This window comes from Herbaspirillum lusitanum P6-12, assembly GCF_000256565.1.
GTDB classification, from domain to species: Bacteria; Pseudomonadota; Gammaproteobacteria; order Burkholderiales; family Burkholderiaceae_D; genus Herbaspirillum; species Herbaspirillum lusitanum.
On record NZ_AJHH01000521.1, the window covers coordinates 1 to 290 of the forward strand.

Annotated in this window: 1 pseudogene; it reads left to right on the forward strand. The window is 65.5% G+C overall.

Annotated features, from left to right (window positions below):
• Positions 1–290: pseudogene (locus tag HLUSI_RS29260) on the forward strand (hypothetical protein); the annotation flags it as partial.

Here is a 290-nt window from a genome sequence, read left to right on the forward strand (position 1 = left end):
CGGTGCCGCCGGCACCAGCAGCGACTTCATCACCAACACGGCGGCGCAGACCATCAGCGGCACACTGTCGGCCAGCCTCGGCAGCGGCGAGAAGGTCGAGGTATCGTATAACAACGGCAGCACCTGGAGCGACGCCACCTCCTACACGGTCGGCAGCAACACCTGGAGCACCACCACCACGCTTGCCGGCAGCAGCACCTTTATTGCCCGCGTCACCAACGGCAGCACCACCAGCACCGCCTACTCGCACACCTACACGCTCGACACCACGGCGCCCACCACCAGTTTCA